Source organism: Mesorhizobium sp. WSM4830 (genome assembly GCF_055811495.1).
In genome coordinates, this window is the sequence record NZ_JBVVQI010000029.1 from 64,902 (window position 1) to 80,089 (window position 15,188).

Annotated in this window: 8 protein-coding genes and 1 pseudogene; 1 reads left to right on the forward strand and 8 read right to left on the reverse strand. The window is 59.2% G+C overall.

All coding sequences use genetic code 11. The annotated features are described in order from the left end of the window. The first annotated feature begins 172 nt into the window (after positions 1-172). Positions 173-1,093 carry a NotI family restriction endonuclease gene (locus AC0L2Y_RS27985; protein WP_473560929.1) on the forward strand — a complete coding sequence of 307 codons (921 nt, stop codon included), beginning with the start codon at positions 173-175 and terminating at the stop codon, positions 1,091-1,093. 1 nt (position 1,094) lies between these two features. Here the strand turns inward: AC0L2Y_RS27985 and AC0L2Y_RS27990 are convergent, their stop codons facing one another. The 8 genes and pseudogenes from AC0L2Y_RS27990 to AC0L2Y_RS28025 all read right to left on the reverse strand — a co-directional run bounded on the left by AC0L2Y_RS27990 (position 1,095) and on the right by AC0L2Y_RS28025 (position 14,910). Beyond that, the gene (locus tag AC0L2Y_RS27990) at positions 1,095-2,231 is read right to left on the reverse strand and encodes a DNA cytosine methyltransferase (RefSeq protein WP_473560930.1); all 1,137 of its coding nucleotides are present in this window, start codon (positions 2,229-2,231) and stop codon (positions 1,095-1,097) included. A 186-nt stretch (positions 2,232-2,417) separates the two neighbouring features. Beyond that, positions 2,418-2,879 (reverse strand): very short patch repair endonuclease, encoded by a 462-nt coding sequence (locus AC0L2Y_RS27995; RefSeq protein ID WP_473560931.1) that lies wholly within the window; start codon positions 2,877-2,879, stop codon positions 2,418-2,420. A gap of 84 nt (positions 2,880-2,963) precedes the next feature. After that, positions 2,964-4,949, reverse strand: a complete 1,986-nt coding sequence (locus AC0L2Y_RS28000) for a DEAD/DEAH box helicase (protein WP_473560933.1) — start codon at positions 4,947-4,949, stop codon at positions 2,964-2,966. Further along, positions 4,946-8,152: a DUF1998 domain-containing protein gene (locus tag AC0L2Y_RS28005; protein ID WP_473560947.1), complete on the reverse strand. Its 3,207-nt coding sequence runs from the start codon at positions 8,150-8,152 to the stop codon at positions 4,946-4,948. The genes AC0L2Y_RS28000 and AC0L2Y_RS28005 overlap by 4 nt, the downstream gene beginning before the upstream one ends. Before the next feature lie 1,581 nt (positions 8,153-9,733). Beyond that, positions 9,734-10,375: pseudogene (locus tag AC0L2Y_RS28010) on the reverse strand (DEAD/DEAH box helicase); the annotation flags it as partial. After that, on the reverse strand, positions 10,338-13,385 hold the full coding sequence (locus tag AC0L2Y_RS28015; RefSeq protein ID WP_473560935.1) for a hypothetical protein: 3,048 nt from the start codon (positions 13,383-13,385) through the stop codon (positions 10,338-10,340). The pseudogene AC0L2Y_RS28010 and the gene AC0L2Y_RS28015, both read right to left, overlap by 38 nt. Positions 13,386-14,207: 822 nt before the next feature. After that, positions 14,208-14,441, reverse strand: coding sequence for a helix-turn-helix domain-containing protein (locus tag AC0L2Y_RS28020; protein ID WP_473560937.1), 234 nt, complete (start codon positions 14,439-14,441; stop codon positions 14,208-14,210). Between the two features lie 16 nt (positions 14,442-14,457). Then, positions 14,458-14,910: a DUF1612 domain-containing protein gene (locus AC0L2Y_RS28025; RefSeq protein ID WP_473560938.1), complete on the reverse strand. Its 453-nt coding sequence runs from the start codon at positions 14,908-14,910 to the stop codon at positions 14,458-14,460. Positions 14,911-15,188 lie beyond the last annotated feature (278 nt).

Consider the following 15,188-nt stretch of genomic DNA (forward strand, 5'->3'; position numbering starts at 1 on the left):
AGCCAACCTTATCACATCCCCCACAAATAATCAGCGGAAGCCCGGCGAGTTCCAGACGAGTGCTAGATTAAGATACAGAGCGCCGCCGCGTCCCGAATGTTTCTCCAGACGTCTAGCTTGGACCATCTTCCTCGTGCACAGTCGCCTTCATTGATTCCATCAGCGACGCCCCATGCCAGCTAGAATTGTCGAATTCTTTGGATACGCACCGCTTGATCCGGCAGGGCTCGCAAATGCGACTGCTCGGCATTGCCCGTTTGTAAACGGCGCGTGCATAAAACCTCGACATGGTGCTTGTTCGCTGGAACAGAGCGCTCAAAGTCCAATCATCATCTGTCCCAACCGGCTATATGCCGGCGGACACGCAATTCTCGGAGACATTGCTGTTCAAGCATTTGGCGCCGGCGTAGCGCTCACGCCGGCCGCGATCATTGCCGAACTTCGCTTAACGCAAGGCCTGAGCGGAAAAGAGGTGGCGGTCTTTGGAAAATATTGGGGCTCAGAATTATCCATTCCTCAGCCGCGCGGAGAGGACGACGACGACATAGGTGGGTTTTTCATTGACTACGTTTTAGCAAGGCTCCGGCCGGACGGAAGCATGGCCGAGTTTACTGCCGTCGAAATACAGACCATCGACACGACTGGCAGTTACATCGAGCAATCCCAGTCCTATTTTCAGGGTGACGCTTTTACGGATGGTCGAGGCAATACACCTGGCTGGTCAACGGCAGGTCTGAATTGGGCTAACGTTTCCAAGCGGATCCTGCCGCAACTCATATACAAGGGTTACGTTCTTCGACGGGAACGCCTCTGCGGAAAGGGTCTCTTTTTTGCTTGTCCATCCGCAGTGCTCCGGAGGGTTCGGGCCCGCCTGGGCACCAAAATGCTCGAATATCCCATCGCTGCGGGAACGATTACTTTTCAAGCCTACGACTTGGGACCGCCGGTAGATGCCGGGTTGCATCGACAGCTAATCAAAGGTGAGACATTCACCACGACAGTCGAGCAGGTCGCCTACGCGTTTGTCTCGCCCGTCAATTTACCTGAAATGGGCGTTTACGAGAAAGCTATTACAGCTGCACTTGCCAGATAGCTTACTCGGCTGCAGCCAACGCTTGTTGCGCTGCAAGAGCATCGTCAGCGCTCTTGATCGCCTGGGCAATCTTCCGGCCTAACAGCGGCGGAACCGCGTTCCCTACCTGCACGTATTGTTCGGTCCTGGTGCCCTGAAATTCAAATGAATCTGGAAATGACTGAAGTCGGGCCGCCTCGCGCACGGTTAACGCGCGATCTTGTTCAGGGTGAATATATGCACCCCAATGAACGTCACATTTCGTAAGAATTGTGCAGGCGAGGTCCGTCTTGCGTGGCCGGCCGTAGCGCTTGGTGTGATCCGACCGCTTCGCCCGCTTCATTCCCTCCGGCAGGAGGTTGAACGGGATGTCGCGCCAACTGCCGCCTTCCGGAATGTGCGTCATCCGGGCTTCGTTCATGGCAGAAAGCTTCGAGGCGGAATGGTTCGTCAGCCGCTTCATCCCCTTTCGCAATTCCCGCTGGAAAGGATTCATGGGCGGGCTGCCGTACTTTTCGACCTCTTGAGACTGCCCATTCTTCAAAGCTGGGAGATCGCTGATTGCATCCCACACAGTGACAAAAGGTTTCAGTCCTTCGCCATGGGTAGGATCCGGGAATGCGATCGGCGCGCCGATGCGGTTAGCGATGAAGAAGATGCGCCGCCGTTCCTGTGGCACGCCGTATTCTTCGGCTTTCAGGATTTTCCAGTCGACCACGTAGCCGAGGGCATGCATGCCTTCCTTGATCTCGCGAATTAAGCCGCCGCCAGCGATACTGGTCAGCCCCGTCACGTTTTCCATGACGAGCCAACGCGGGCGCAGCCCTTTCACGATGCGGAGGTACTGCTGGAACAGGCCTGCCCTCGGGTCATCCACGCCCCTTTGATGGTTGTATACGGAATAGCCTTGGCAAGGCGGCCCACCGACCAGAACGTCCAGTTCACCGAGCCTCAGCCCTGTGGCGTTCAGGATGTCGGTCGCTTCGATGTTCTGGATCGGGCCGCCGAGGAATTTCGCTTCCGGATGCGTTGCCGCAAAGGTGCGGCCGGCTGTGTCGTCATAATCCAGTCCCGCAAGCACATGGAACCCTGCTTGCCGGAATCCTTCCGAGAGGCCGCCAGCCCCGCAGAACAGGTCGACGACCGTACCGTTGTGCATGCTGACTCTCCCCGTCATGCGAACGCTCCGCCTCGATACAAAACGAGAACGTTTAAAAAACCGTTCCATAGCCCGGGATCGGCAACAGCGATAGAGCCAGATGTCAGCAGACTTCAGTTTTTGGACAGGATTCGTGGCTCCAGAGTCGGTTTTCAATCCCTGTGATTCGGTACGGTAGCACAACCTTCAGGAAATTGAATCGCCCCTGAATTCCGTGGAAGCCTTACATTCCCGAAGCCACGCTGACGCCAGGTCAAGGACTCGTCCGACGCCGGGAGCGCTTTTTCCACGAAGACAGCATTCCCAGATGACGAGGTTGCGCCAGCCGGCCGTGGCGACGGCTTGGGAGTTCTTCCGGTCACGCTCTTGGGTCCGCGCAATTTTCGGATGCCAATATGATTCGTTCGACGACGGCAGCTTCGCCGCCCCGCAGTCATGGCCGTGCCAATAGCAGCCATGCACCCAGATCACCGCGCGGTATTTTGGCAGGACGAGGTCGGGCCGTCCGGAGAATCGGCTTGAATGTAACGAATAGCGAAATCCTAGCGCATGCAGGCCGCGCCGGATCGCGAGCTCGGGTTTTGTGTCGCGCCCGCGTATTGCCGACATCATGCGGCTGCGGACCTCTGATGTTACCTTGTCTGCCATCGTCGCTCTCTTACAGCCAAGCGCTCAAGCTCTGATGACAGATGTGCTTAGAGCGCCGCAGTTCCGGCCTCCGACTCACCACACTCACAGGGCCATCCCCACGGCAGGTGCATCCAGAACCTCCACAATATCAGGGTTAGACTGCACCACCGCCAACAGTATCTTCGCGGCCTCGCTAGAACGATTATCAATGCCGATCACGAGTGTGTCGATCGCGCGAGACAGCGGGATCAGGCATTGCCGCCACGCGCGGTCCCAGGCACGTTCGCTAAGGCTTCTAATGTCGCCCGCCGGACGTACTTGGTCCAGCGCCTCGCTGCGTGTCAATGTCCAGTGCTGGTCAAAGCTATCCAACAGAACGGTCCAGCCTTCGAGACCGCGGCAGGACGCATACTGGACCACGCGAAGGCAATCTTGACTGCGCGGAAAATCCCGGCGTTTTCCTATGTCCGCGCCGTCCCATACATCATATTTCCAGAGTCGCAGGGTAGTCCCGAGTCTGCTGGAACGATTGCCATCGGCATCTTGAATGACCCCGGTCGGGGGAACGCAAAAGAGCGTGTCGATAGGCGCGTTACCGGCCTTGCGGGCATCCTCAAGCAGGCTTCGGATGAGGCTTTGGCGATGAGCAAGTGGTCCGACCAAGAGAATAACGCTGCCCCCTCGGGCATCTTTGTTCGGCTCGACCTTCCAGTTTATGCTTGCCCGTTCCGAAAGCGCGTTAGCGAACACTGCGAGGTTAGCTTTCATCCGCAAACAGCGCTTGAGCGAGATTGTGGTTCGGCGACCTTCGGAAATGCCACGTTCCCAATTCGAAGCGCCACCTCTGACAAGTTGATCAACACCGTCGGCCAAACATATGCACTCCGGTGCATAGAGCGCCTTGATCAACTCCAGTTCAGGCGCGGGCCAGTCTTGCGCTTCATCGGCCAAGAGATAGTCGAAGGCGAATATTTCTGGCTCGGCAAGTTTGACCGCTTCCATGTCCTCCGGCAGCAGAGCACCCTGCTGGATCATCTCAAGCGCCGCTGTGCACTGAGCTTCATATTCGGTGCCCAACCAATCGTCGACTACTTTGAGGAGCCCCAGGCGACCTAGCCAAGCAGTCACAAACGACATTACAGTACGAACAGCTATGCCACCCTCGGTGGGATCAGATGGGACATTCATCAGAGCCATCAAACGCCGGATGTCGGAAGCTAGGGCATGGTTGTAAGTCAGCACCACGGACCGAGAGGAGCGCTCATTGAATGCACGCCATGCAAGTTGCAACAGCATTACCGTCTTACCTGTGCCGCCCCGGCCGCGGAGACGCAGCATCTTAGCGCCAAGCGTTTCCAGATAGCCGTCGATCTCGTAGCTACCAGTTACGATCCGGTCCATTCGCTTGCGGTCGAGGGAGGTGGGGGTCAGTGTTCGGAAGACGGGCGCGGACAGAACCTTGTCGATGATTTCGGGCTGAGCTGACGATCGGATCACCATCTCTCTGCCTGACTGAGCCACGGGCGAGGTCTCCGCCAGAGCGGTGAGGAAAGCAGCGCCATCGAATGTCCCGCCGAGGGCACCCGAGCACGGAACTTTATCGAATCCGCGCATAATGACCGCTCGATACACGAAGACACTGGCGTGCTGATGCTCGAGGTATGCCTTGATGGTATGGGCCTGATCGATATTCTGCTGGACGGCGCTGCTCCACTTAGGAGGCCCGTCGCGAGCATAGCGCACCTCAATGCTATCCCCGATGACTTTGACCCGGGACGGATCATGGTCCTTAACTTCGATCGCCGCGACGAAGTTGATTACCTTGACGGGACCCGCGACCCGGGCGCCATTGCGGTCGCGCACGGCTCGGCGCGGTACAAATGCTCGGCCTGGGCGCAATCTGGCTGCGATCAGGACGTCTATATCCGAAACCTTGTAGCCGGAGATTTTGGCTCCAGCAGCGATCTGGATCAGTTCATCGTCAGCCGGACTTATCTCGGATCTTGGCCATAACTTGGCCAAGGACGACTGGATCGCGAGCGCGGTCTGGTGCTCGCTTGTCCCTTCGATTCCGGTGACGACGATCATGCTCCGCCTCCCTGCAGGCTCAGCAGATAGCCGTTTGGTTTGTTGTGCAATTCCCGCAGATCTACGAAGTCGCACGCGAAGCCTTCCTGAGCCAGGGCGAGTTTGGCGTTGACCTGCGCATCGACAGCGAGCCCTTCTTTCGGATGCCAGAGCGGATGGCACAGGATCAACGCCCGGCCGGACGGTCCAGTTACTGCCCATAGGCCGCCTTCTTCCCGAACAGTAACAGGAGTTTCTGCAGCCTCGCATAGCGAGGCGAACCGTGCAGCCTGATCCTTGGATGCGTCTAGCCAGCGGCCCAGATCCAGCGGCAAGTCCAGGAACAGTTCAGCCATGTCCAAGGCCAGGCGCCAATCCAGCATCTTGTGCTGACGCCGGTTGGAGTAGCTGCGTAGGCAATCTGGGCATGACTGGTCGCATCGGCCGGCGTGGCGGGGCTTGCTCCACAGGACTCTGACAGAATCGTAGTGTTTTTGAACAGCGCGTCTGAGAACGCCGTCCTCAAACAATCTGCGGGCATAGCCGGCACCGTTTTCCAGAGTGTCGGCCATGAATAGACGCTCAGTCGCGCAATGGCTCAGGGCCAAAACCTGACGGCCGGTCCGAAACTCATTGGGGTCGATATCGAGCTCGACGGCTGCAGCAGTTTTCAGGAACTCGCTGAAGGAAGCCAGTGCCGCCTCGGCCGCGGGCTGCTTGCCTAGATCAAGCGCGCCATTGTAGCCGACGTTCGGCAAGGCGGTCATATCGATGGTCAGAATATCCGTTTTGAAGACCGCCCCGATGGCCCCTGTCTCTTCTGCCAGCTGGGTATCTGAAATCTTCCAGGGCGAGCCATCGCGGTAGAGCGTAGGGTCCGGGACAACCATAGTATCCCAGTCCCGGTAAAAAGCGAACAGATGCCCGTCATTGTCATTGATGAGTGCGATCGGTTCGCCACTGGTCAAATTCAACTCGGCGGCACCTTCCGTTCGGGCCAGCGTTTTGTCGGGTTCGAACGCCAGAACGGGCGGCGGAAGATTTGGCCCGCGCGCGCGTTGATCGTCGTAGTCCCGCGTCTTGTAGGTGGTCCGGAAGCCCTTAGGCTGGAAAAGCTTGAACGCCAATGCGGGGCCCTGGCACACAGTACAAGACTCGGCTTCGCCTGCGCGGATCGAGCCGCAACCACTGTCCATGCAGCGGTTAAACATCACTGGCACACCGAGCGGTTCTGGATCCGGGATCAGACGTCCGCCAGACTCCTGCCAATGGGCGACCCCATACGCAGTGAATATTTTCTTGTCCTTTGCGGTCTCGGCACCTGGCGAGAAGACCCGAATGGCGTAGTCGAGCGGTCGGTCGCTGATGGTGATATCGCTGGCCTTGATTTCGTGACCCTTGGGGCCGTAGAGCGAGCGGACAGTGGTCGGAAAGCCGAACATAGGAAGCAGACCTCCTGCGGCCAACCGCTCACTGAGCGCGGTTTGAATGAAAACCGGCGCATCGACAATCCTGGTGATTTCAGCCGTCAGGGCCGTTCGGCACCAGACGGCAATGTCATCTATGATGCCGGGCTCGAGCGGCGCATAGACGCCGAGGCGGCTGCCAACGTGTTCTACCTCGGGCGAGGCTTCGAGCCATGCTTGGATCCGCTCAACGTACTTGGTCTTCCAATCGGTCGTGGCTCCGAAGGGTCCATGAGTGCTGTCGCCGCGGCCGTCGGGCCGGATGTCATCAGGCAGCGAAAGGAACGCGCGGCGCAGAAGCTCTGAGGCCACCACCCGCTGGATAATTTCCCGGCGCCGAAGGTCGAGATACGGTTGAGGCGGAGTGTCGCCCGTCATTCGTTCGGGATGGTTGAAGTAGTAGTCGTCGTGTGACCCCCCTCGACACAAGGTCAGGGCATAAGAGAAGGCCTGTCCGGCGCGTCCGGCGCGGCCCACACGCTGCTGATAATTGAAACGCTGGGGCGGCATGTTCGCCATCATGACGATGCTCAGCGAGCCGATATCTACCCCGACCTCCATAGTGGTGGTCACGCTCAAAACGTCAATGCCTTGAGCGAGCGGGCTCTCCTGCTCCAGGAACGCCTTCTTGAAATGCCTTTGGCGGCGGCGCTGTTCAGATAGCGGCTTGGTTTGCCCCGTTAATTCTTCGACATGCAGCCGATGCGCCGGCTCCTGCGAGAGCCAGCGGTAGTAGTCATCGTCAGCGGGGACTGCATCTTCAAAGGTATCGGACGAACAGAATGGCGAGGTGCAGACTTTCACCGGCAGGTTTAGATGTCCGCGGGCGCACACTGCGCAGCTCTTGAACTGGTCTGGTTTACCTGGTCGGATTTCCAAGTTGAGGGTGGTCGCGTTGCTGGTTTTGATGAACCAGTCTTCACTCACCACGCCTGTCTTCTTAAGGGTATTAAACACTGCCTCGCGCAAGGTTCCGGGTTCGTATCCCAAGAGGGGCGCCGCCTTTTCGAAATATCTCTTCAGCGGCGGCGGCGCGTCGCCCGAGCTGTTCTTATCGCTGTCCTCATATCTTTTCGCATGGCCGAGAATGCGGATGGTATTGGCCAGCACGCCTGCGGCTTCGTCATCCGAGAGACCGAGGTCAAGTCCGAATGCACCCTTCGGACCAGCTGATGCCGCGCCCAAAGATTCCAGGTCGCGTCCCGCTCGGTCGAACAGGGCCGAAGCAACCTTCTCGGAGAGCTGACGGCGGATGCGATCGCGCCCATCTTGGGCTGCGGAGCCGCTGGCCTGCGGCCAGGACTCGCCTGGGGGCGGTTGGTAAAAGGCCCACCAGGGTGAACCGCCCACGATCTGACGCGAAGCGTCGGGGCCAGCAGGGTTGACACCCAAACTGACCAGCGTCTGCTCGATCCAGGAAACGAGATCGGGCCATGACAGTGCTCCACCAGCTAGGCCCGCTTCATAGTTGCCGATCGCTGCCAAATCTTCCCGCTCTGCCACGCCTCTTGCGTCCATGCGATAGGCTGGCCACAGTTCTGCGTTCTTGGCTTTCAGAGCCTGAACGGCCTTCTCTTCTTCTGGCGTTAATCCGGCACCACCCTTAGCGGCTGCGGTTCGGATGAGACTGACTGAATCACTCTCGTCCGATCCTACCTTCTGGAAGATCAGCTGGCGGATAAGATCGCGGAAGTGGTTGAGCTCCAAGCCTCCCGCTACATCAGCGGCATCATCGCGGCTATCAGTGAAGGCTATCATCTGCGCCGCTCCTGCCTTGCCACCCAGTTTGGATGCGGCGCGGTCGGCGATCAGCTGTGTGACCGCATTGGTGCCCGTGCGCATGCCGCGGATGGGCGACTGGACCTTGCCAGCGAAGAAACTCTTCAATTCGAACTGGTGGCGACGAGCATCGCATTGCGGACAGCACTCAGGAAGGGCTGGCGCTGTTGTGGGAAGCGCCGTGCACATCATTGTGCCGGTGCTTTCATCGCCATGCGAAGTGGCACGCAGATAGGAGAGCTTAGGGTCGTAGACGGCAGGCCGGAAGGCAAACTTGACCGGCTTCTTGGTTCCTGGGTCGCCGTGGGTCCACTCGCCGACACCCTGGCCGCCGGGCCAGTACCACATGTATTGGCCGTAGGGCCTTTCGAAGACCATACCTGAATCCTGCAATGTCAGATCTGTCGGGCCGGACTCTAGGAAGAAGCCCTCTCCTTGAGGTATGCCCTCCGGCAGCGGCGTAACGAATCCGCCCAGGTAACCTTCGCCGCATTCGTAGCAGTAGAGGAGTTCAAGCACCTGACCGCCGCAGGCGCATTTGCTTGCAGGCGCCGAATAAAGCTTCCCGATGTTGCGCCCATCGGCGCGGAAGGCTTCGGCAACTTCTGTACATTTCGGGCTTGAACACGCCCAAATTCCCTGAATGCGGCGGACAAACATGTGGGCGCGGAAAGCGGGCTTCGGATCCGCCAGGTCCGCCTCCTCGCCTGCCACCGCGGCAAAGATGGCATCAAGCGCGCCAGCCGGAGCCTCGCCGCCGAACAGGACTCGGGACACCTCCGGAAGTCGGGCCGGGCGATGGCCACCTTCAGGATTCACCCCGGCAATCAGGGTCGCCGCGCCCAAGGCTTCCCGCGCCGAGCCTCCGCCAGGAAATAGGGCATCGGCCCCGGCCTGGTGCCACGCGACGATGGCCGCGCCGTCCAGCGGCAACGAGGCTCGTGGCTTGATGGTCTCACCGGGAGCAATCTCGAATGTGTCGCTCGACACTCCGAAAAATTGTTCAAGAAAGCCTAAGCCTTCTGCACCATCAAGCGAGGCGGAGGTTCCGATGCAGCGCAGTTGCGGGCTGTCTGGGGCAAGTCCCAGGCGGTCCAATAGGTTGCGCACTACCAAGGCGACCTCTGTGCCTTGGGTGCCACGATAGCTGTGGAGCTCGTCTACGACAAATGAGAAGCAATGCTCTTTCGATGCAGCCAGCCACTCACGGGTCTTGCGGAAAATCGGCTCTTCGACCTCCCGCATCAGCATGATGTTGAGCATCGAAACGTTCGTGATCAAGACATCCGGCGGTGTCTCGATCATATCCCAGCGGGTCATCATCTCTCCGCAGCGGGGGTCAGAAAATTGCGCCCGGACATCATTGTCGCGTGTGCGAAGCCTGTCGGCTTCCCTGGCGATCGCAAAGATCTCTCGAGCGACATCGCGCACCTTCTTGCGATCAGCTGCCTTCAGCTCTCCGACGGGGCGGAAGGTCCCGCCGGGTGTCGCGCCCGTGTAGCGGCCGAAATAGAAGAGGGGTGCCTGGTTCGGCTCCTGAGCCCGGAAGGCGGCTTGGCGCAAACGGGAGATCTGGTCTTCGACAAGCGCGTTAGTGGGATAGAGTACAAGCGTGCGCACTGCCGCAGCGGGCCGGCCTGGCTCATGCGATCTTAAGCCTTCCCAAGTGGACTTTGCCTCCCAGTTGGCCTCCCACCAAGGATTCAGGAGGTAGCCTCGGTGGCTCTCTCCCCGCTCTTGAACTAAGCGAGCCAGAACTGGCAGCAGGAAGCTTTCGGTCTTGCCGGAGCCAGTACCCGACGTGATTACAATGTTGCGCTTTGCGGCGCTAGCAGTGGCCAGCGACGTGACCAGCGCCTCCGCCTGATGCTTGCGGAGCCGGAAAGTATCCGGTTTCCCGAACAGGATTCTAGCTAGTGTTTCACTCTGACGGGATGTCAGGCCAGCCTGCGCTGCGGCCTCCGCGATCGATGCGGTCGAGAGATAGGGCAAGACCGATTCAAGGAGTACATCTTGAGCTGTGGCACCAGTCTCGTTTAGCAGCGCTCGGCGCTCGGCGAGCAGGTTAGGATCACGAAGCCAAAAGGCGGTGTCGTAATAGCGGAGATAAGCGTCCTGAATGTAGCGAAGTATTATCTGGGGAGTGGCATCGGTCATGAAAAACCTAACTGTAAAGCTTGGACAGAATGAGCGTGGCATCATTCGGATCAATGCCGCAGTAATGGAGCTTAGGTCCGGCACGCTGGGGTATCAGTCCGGAACTAGCGGTCAAAGCCCGGGAATAGATTCCCGGTGGATCACACCCTAACACTGCCTGGAAGACACGGGTCCTCGGATCATAGCTATGCAGCTTCAGACCCGCAGCCCGGGCGGCCAAAAGCTTGACCAGGCCAAACGATCCTTCGCGCTGTGATCCCATGGAATCGCAGAAAATGTAGCGGCGTCCAGCATAGTCACCGCGATACGCCCCCACGCTGTCAATTGCGTTGACGGCGCGCCAGGTCCCGCTGCCAGGGTCGAAGCGTTGCAGATCCTTAGGCCCATCGAGGTGGATGGGCCGCATATGGGCGGCAAGCTCGCTAACAGTCGGCCCATTGCTCGCAACCGCTGCGGTGAAGCCGCGAGTGACCGCCAGCTTGCGGCCATGCACATCCTGTATCTTCGCGAGAAAGTGCTCCGCCTTCGAGGGATCGAGGCCCGACCAGATGTAGGCGGCTGGAGCGTCTTCTTGCACCGTGACCTCTAGCGCGCTGCCTGCAGCGACCAAACATGCTGAGATGGCGTCCAGTAGCACCTCGTTTCGGAAACCGGCCAAGAAGGCACTTCCCGAAGGCGTGAAGACCAAGGCAGGCGGTGCAGCCACCCAATTCAATGGGGAACTGAGGCGGTCATCATAACTAACATCAATGTGGCCGAGCGAAATAAGAGCTTGGCTCAGCCTTTGTGCTGCGACTACAGGCCCGTCTTGTGTAGCTGCGAGATCTTGAAGCCTGCGCCAAGATCCAGATCCGAGATAGAAGACCGCATCGAGGATTAGATCCGGGCCTGGTGCCTCGATAATTCGAGCTCCCATCAGCGGTGGTCCTTCCGCCCGAGTTGCTCCAGTCAGGGTAAGGCGGCGCATTGTCTTTTTGGGTGGAGCGCCTCGGTTACGTGTGAGCACCCGGCTCTTGCAAGAGCGGCAGGTCATCCATTTGTCATCCCGCGGATCATCGCCAGCATTGAATGCGTCGACTATCCAATAGTGATGGCCGCGTAGAACGCAGGTCTCCTGAAGACCGTCGACGCTGTGTAACTTATATCTGCCCTCCATCTCTGTGGGCATTTCGTCTTCGGCGTTCTGCCCACCGGAAATCGCGTCCAACTCAATAGCATGCTGACCTGCCGCGGCCTGCGACACGCCATGCAGTCCCATCCCTCTTATGAAAAGTCCGCGGAAAGCTCCATCTGTGGGTTTCGCTGTCAGGAATGCAACCGGGTCAGATTGTGCGACACGGTAGGCATTTAATTGACCATCAGCGGTCAATCGCCTCGGCTGATCTGCAGAGCGAAACGATAGACTGACTTCACTTCGCACCTTGCCCGCTATCGATGCCGTCAGCGTGAAATCGGAAGCATCCCAGGATTGCTCGCGAGACAAAGTGAGGCGGCAGGATGATCCTTTCGATCCATTGGCTGCCACGACCTCCTCGGCGGCGTTCCGCAGTTCTAAAGCAAGAGGACCTGCAGGACCGGCGGCCGTAATCTCGGGTGGAGCAGCAGCGTGCCAGAGATTTTGTGATAGCCTCAATCCGCCAGCCATCTCAATTGACACTCCTTGGGATAGCGGAGCTAAAGCTTGCAGATCACCGCCAGACACCGATGGTCCCCGCAACATTTCGACACCGCTGAATAGAAGCCATTCTTGCGGCAAACCTCTGAGTGCTTGCGACGTCCATTTGGTGAATCCTTGGCGGGCACTCAGCTTGAGCAGACTTGAAACCCGATCGCCCCACTTTTCATGGCACAGAACCAGGTGCGGCCTCAGGAACGAGATACGAGACACTTCCCGATAGAAGGCCCCGGTGTCCAGCTTGACCATCGGAACGATGGCTCGGGCTGCGCGGTGAAAGCTCATACCGCCCTCGTTGGCTTTGAGTTCGAAGGAGGCGAGCATTAGGGGGCTCAGGGCAATGTCCTGCACCGGCTCAATCACGGCAATCTCGCCGCTTGCAGATGGCGTCAGCCACAATCCATTTGTGCAATGCTCAAAGGCGGATGCGGCAGCTGGCTCAAGGCCAGTAGGTAAGGTGAGCGTTATCTGGCTGTCATCATCGGCCCCTGCAGCAGACATAAACATGCGCAGCTCGCGCCGTGGGAAGGTCTGCAGGGAGGCTGCCCAGCTTAATCGGCGGCGCTGGCCGCCGGCTTCCGAGACCTCGCCGACACCTTCCCAAGCTTCGAGCTCAGCGCACGCAGCAGCGGCGACCCTCGGGCGAAGATCCGGCGATGCCCAAATGCGCTTGAGCCAACTTGATGGTGCTGGACCACGCATCCACTCATGGAGATACAGTGTCATCTCCGCGTCGGTCAGCTTCTCGTGCGGAGCTAGGCCATACTCGACGAAGAGACTATGAATCCGCTCACGGTCCCCCCTTCGAAGCAGAGCTTGAGACAGAGCAAAGCTTACGTATGGCCAATCGTTGATGCGCTTGGCCGTCGGGCGGCCAAAATCGAAGTCGTTCTGCGCCAGCCAGAGGTTCAGGGCCTCCCAAAACCCCCTCGTGGATTTCGCATTCTGGCGTAAGCTATTTTTGCGACTTTCGTTGTCGATGCCGAGGACTTCGAATAGGCGCTCGTAGTAATTTTGGGCAGAGTAGACGTGGTCGGCTCGCATGCGCTCCGCTGCGATCGACAAAGCAGCAAGGAGGGCAGTAAACGGTGGTGTGCCAAACCTTTCAAGTGCCGACCAGGCATCAAGTTCGCTGAGGTGCCAGCTGAAGGGATCCTGACGGCTCCACGTCAGGCTGGCAGCAACCGCCTTTAATATCACATCCACGCAATCGGTCGCTGGGATGCTCAAGTGAGCCGCTATTTCGCTAGTTACCTGCCCTTCAATCTCAAGATAAACGGGACCAAGTTTATGTCGACCGTCGAAGATGACACGATTGATTGCGTCATTGACTGCGCCGTACGTACACATCGTGCTTACGACCTTAACAAAAGCTGTCAATTAAATGATCGCCCCCAACACGAATCGGCATTAGTACACGATCTGAAGAGATCATGTGCCGTGAAACCCGCCCCTATAGAGTTGACTCTATACTCTGGGATTCGTCAATAAGATGGTGCGCGATTTAGCAGCATTCGATCTACCAGATTGTCAGAACGGCAGGCAACTTGGATTACGGTCGCCAGCGAAAGATGGCCCGGTTGGTACGTGAACTTTCGTTTGGGCGGGGGACTCTGATGGACAGCCGACGGTAGGGCAATGCTAGGGATAGAGGCGTTCGCCGGCTGCCACGCCGCGGCAGGTGATGTCGCCATCCCTGATCATGCCAACGAGCCGATCGTACGCGGAGCAGCGCTGTAAAAAGGAGGCAAAAAAGAGGCAGCCGAAGGAGCGTCGCCATAGCGCCGCCGTAGGCGACCCACTGCAACGACGAGACCGGTCAAGAGGGCAGCCGTAGGAGCGTCACCCATTGCGGCGCCAAAGGCGCGACGCGGGACCGACTGCCCCCGGCGAGGAGTACTGTTCTCGACCTTTGCCGCCGTGGGTCCGGATATGTCCGCCGGGCAAAGTGCTTAATGCCGAGCGCGTCGTTGCCTATGACGCCGCTCCAGCTGTCATTCATTCGGAATGATCGCGACGACGTAGCCGTTTTCGGAAATATACCAATTCCTTTTTGCGAAACTTTCCACGGCTTGCGGCTTGGCCATGCCTTACGTTGCCTCGCGCTTTTCATTTTTCGCGGCATTCAGCCGCTCAAGAATTTCGGGAGGGCAGGAACGCCCTGCCTCGGACTGGTAACAGCCCATCGCGGCGTTCGGCGACTTACGACTTTCGTCGCACAAACCCCCACGCCCGGTACCGCCCCCTGCCCGTCACTTCGCGGATGCCGAGCTCGGCGACGAGGCCGAGCGCCGCACGCTGCGTGACCTTTAGCTCGGCCGCTATCAATCCGGCCGACACCACCGGTCGCGCCAGCAAAAGCTCGATCAGCGCCGGCAGGCTCGAGTTTTTTCGCCGCTTCCTTGGCCGGCGTTCCATCTGGCCTTTGGCCAGCACCAGCCGGTGAGTTCTCTCAGCGCGGCTGCCTCTGCAAAAGCGTCGAGGACGGCCAGCAGCCGGGTGGTGCGGTGGGGGCTTTTGCGCCGATCCCGAGGAACGATCGCAGCCCGGCATGCAGGCAAAAAAGATGCGAGCCGACCTTGCCGGTCTCCCGCAACCGCGCGGCGATTAGCAGATTGCCGGGCCAGTGCTGGTGCTGCAGCGGTTCGATGGCTTGCCAGGCATCCCAGGAGATCGCCGCGGCGAGCGCGACCGGCATGTTTTCGCGCAGCTTTTCGACGACGGCGAGCCAGTCGGCCAGCCGCCGGTCCACGTCCCAATCGAAATCACGGATCAGCGGCCCGAGCCAAGCCGACGAAGCCTCGCGCGCTGTTGCCCCATGCCATCCCGCGTCGACGTCCGGGATGTCCGCCGCGCGCGGCGCGAAGTTTTCGCCCGCCAGCAGCCGGCTGGAGCGGGCCAGCACGGTGCCGATCTCCGCCAGGCCTTCGGCAAGCGCATCGCTCGTGGCCGGTGTCTTCGGAAAGACTTTCGTCGGCGTCGTCGTCCGACCGGCCGCCGTCGCGGCATCGGGTCCAAACGATCGCGTCTCCCTGCCGGGAGGTGCCCAGGGGAAAAGATGCAGAAGAAGGACATTCCGGCGTTTGCGCGAGATGTCCTTGATGCTGGCGTTGGTGCATGGGTCCGGACTTGAGCGGATGTCGATCTTTGAAGCGGCAGACTATGCCGTGGCCGCCTTGCGGC

Coding starts and splice junctions, on each gene's coding strand:
- AC0L2Y_RS28005 (WP_473560947.1), bottom strand. CDS start 8,152: ATGATAGCCTTCACTGATAGCCGCGATGATGCCGCTGATGTAGCGGGA.
- AC0L2Y_RS28000 (WP_473560933.1), bottom strand. CDS start 4,949: ATGATCGTCGTCACCGGAATCGAAGGGACAAGCGAGCACCAGACCGCG.
- AC0L2Y_RS27995 (WP_473560931.1), bottom strand. CDS start 2,879: ATGGCAGACAAGGTAACATCAGAGGTCCGCAGCCGCATGATGTCGGCA.
- AC0L2Y_RS27985 (WP_473560929.1), top strand. CDS start 173: ATGCCAGCTAGAATTGTCGAATTCTTTGGATACGCACCGCTTGATCCG.
- AC0L2Y_RS27990 (WP_473560930.1), bottom strand. CDS start 2,231: ATGCACAACGGTACGGTCGTCGACCTGTTCTGCGGGGCTGGCGGCCTC.